Here is a 1,927-nt window from a genome sequence, read left to right on the forward strand (position 1 = left end):
TGTATATAGATTTCATTTTCGTTCCTCTCAATCATCCGTTATTATTTGTTATTATAACGAAAGATGCTACTTTATTTAATAAAAAAACGTTTTGTTCTTCTTATGAAATGAAGAACAAAACGTAACATACTCCCTATTTTCTCGCAATCAAACAAGCTGGCTCACTTTTACTTATAAGTACCTCTTCTCACCCACTGCGTTGCAACCCATTTCTCGCCTTTCGTTACAGGTGCTCCTCCATGTAACGTAAGCTCATTTAGTGATTGGTCTTGATAAAAATACTCAAAGTATACTGCCATTCCCTTTCTAGGGTGTACAGAAAGATTTAATTTCGGAAAGAATGTCTCCCCGCCTTCCTCTACATCATTTAAGTACATCACAAGAGTACTTATACGATTATTAGCAGCTGATCTACTATGTTCCGCAAAATAATCATAGTGCGCTTTATATTCTTGATCCACTTCATAATTTAAAATGTGCAATCCTTCTCCATGCGCTACAGGAACATTCATGATAGATGAAATTCGTTTTTCAATCTTCGAAGTTAGTTCATTCTCTTCCAAAAATGCACCGCTACTCGTTCGAATATCATTTACATCACGTGATGAACCAATTTTAGACCGCTCTATTTTATTTTTAGAAAATTCGATCAATCCGTCACATTCTTCATCACTTAATACATTTGCTAATACGACAATAAGGGGTTCTTCGAATTTTGAAATAATTTGTATTTCCCTATCTTCTGTCATAATCGTATTTCCTTTATGATCAAAAATAGTTTGTTCCTTATTTTCATCTATTTGATTGTTAGTTGTCATTTCCTTATCTCCCTAGAAAAAATGATTGGATAGCATGAATATATCATATTCTTTCTACCTTTCTCTTTTTTGAGAAAATTTAAACTTTTAACTATCCTTTTTATCCCTTTCCACAAAAAAATTGACTCTCAACACATTGGAAATTAATGCTTCTCCCCCGCGTATTTTACACATTATCCTTCTACCCAATCCAATATTTTATTATCCCTTTTCCTATAGCGAAAGCTCACTTTGTAGAAAACTCTCTTTTTTGTAACACATTGCAATGAAATGTTAATAACATCATTTTCAAAGACGTACTTTCCACTCCCTTCTCCTCTTTCATACTGAAATAAAAAAACATCCTCTTTTTCTTTTTGCTGTAAGTCTCTTTTTATATCTGAAATAGCTCGATCAATAAGTTCCTCCATAAAAAAACTTTGTTCTATTTCAGAATAAAATTTTTTATCCGAAAGTAACATATTCGTTTCGTACATCAAAAAAGAAATGAATAAAATAAGAAAAATAATTGTTCCTGGCATTGCAAATCCATCTTGTTTTCTCATGTTTCTATCTCAATTTCACTATAGCGTACAGCCACGCCTTCATATATTTCACCACTTATATCTTTCACATATATATATAGCAAATGAGGTGTTAATTTATACGAAATCGCTTCAATCCTTTGCAATATAGATTCCCTTCCGCGCATATTTACTTTTCTTATTAAATTACTATTCACTTTTTCATACGTCACCTCATCGCCATTACGAAGTTGGAAGCGCAAAATATGTTCATCATTTTCTAGTGCTATCTTCCTCCCACTTAATACTTCACGAAACTCTAATTGCATTTGTCCTAAAAACACATCCCACTCCCATTCATTTAGTCCTTTTGAATGTGTATTTTCTATTCCCATAATATGAAGACGTGGTAAAAGTAAAAAGAACATTGATAAAAGCAACAAACATGCAATCATTTCTATTAACGTAAATCCCGCTTCCTTTTTACCTTTTCTCTGCATAAAGGCATTGCTCCATCGCTTTTCCTCTCATATCTTTCCACATCGTACAAACCTCATCTCCTCTCCAATATGTGTAATATACAATTCCTTTTATGACTTGCTCTTT

3 protein-coding genes and 1 pseudogene are annotated in these 1,927 nt (G+C 32.7%); all 4 read right to left on the reverse strand.

What is annotated here, in order from left to right:
- Positions 1 to 167: 167 nt before the first annotated feature.
- Positions 168 to 818: a 2OG-Fe(II) oxygenase gene (locus AC1DTM_RS24405; RefSeq protein ID WP_016106149.1), complete on the reverse strand. Its 651-nt coding sequence runs from the start codon at positions 816 to 818 to the stop codon at positions 168 to 170.
- Between the two features lie 173 nt (positions 819 to 991).
- A complete protein-coding gene (comGG, locus tag AC1DTM_RS24410) occupies positions 992 to 1,363 on the reverse strand; it encodes a competence type IV pilus minor pilin ComGG (protein WP_016106150.1) in 372 nt (123 codons plus the stop codon).
- Positions 1,360 to 1,821, reverse strand: a complete 462-nt coding sequence (gene comGF / locus AC1DTM_RS24415) for a competence type IV pilus minor pilin ComGF (RefSeq protein ID WP_002160492.1) — start codon at positions 1,819 to 1,821, stop codon at positions 1,360 to 1,362. Before comGF ends, comGG begins: the two co-directional genes overlap by 4 nt.
- Positions 1,805 to 1,927 (reverse strand): annotated as a pseudogene (locus AC1DTM_RS24420) (type II secretion system protein); the annotation flags it as partial. The pseudogene AC1DTM_RS24420 and the gene comGF, both read right to left, overlap by 17 nt.

The organism is Bacillus sp. P4_D3, from assembly GCF_056401855.1.

Bases quoted from the DNA above. Each gene is read 5' to 3' on its own strand.
- AC1DTM_RS24405 (WP_016106149.1), bottom strand. From the start codon at position 818: ATGACAACTAACAATCAAATAGATGAAAATAAGGAACAAACTATTTTT.
- comGF (WP_002160492.1), bottom strand. From the start codon at position 1,821: ATGCAGAGAAAAGGTAAAAAGGAAGCGGGATTTACGTTAATAGAAATG.
- comGG (WP_016106150.1), bottom strand. From the start codon at position 1,363: ATGAGAAAACAAGATGGATTTGCAATGCCAGGAACAATTATTTTTCTT.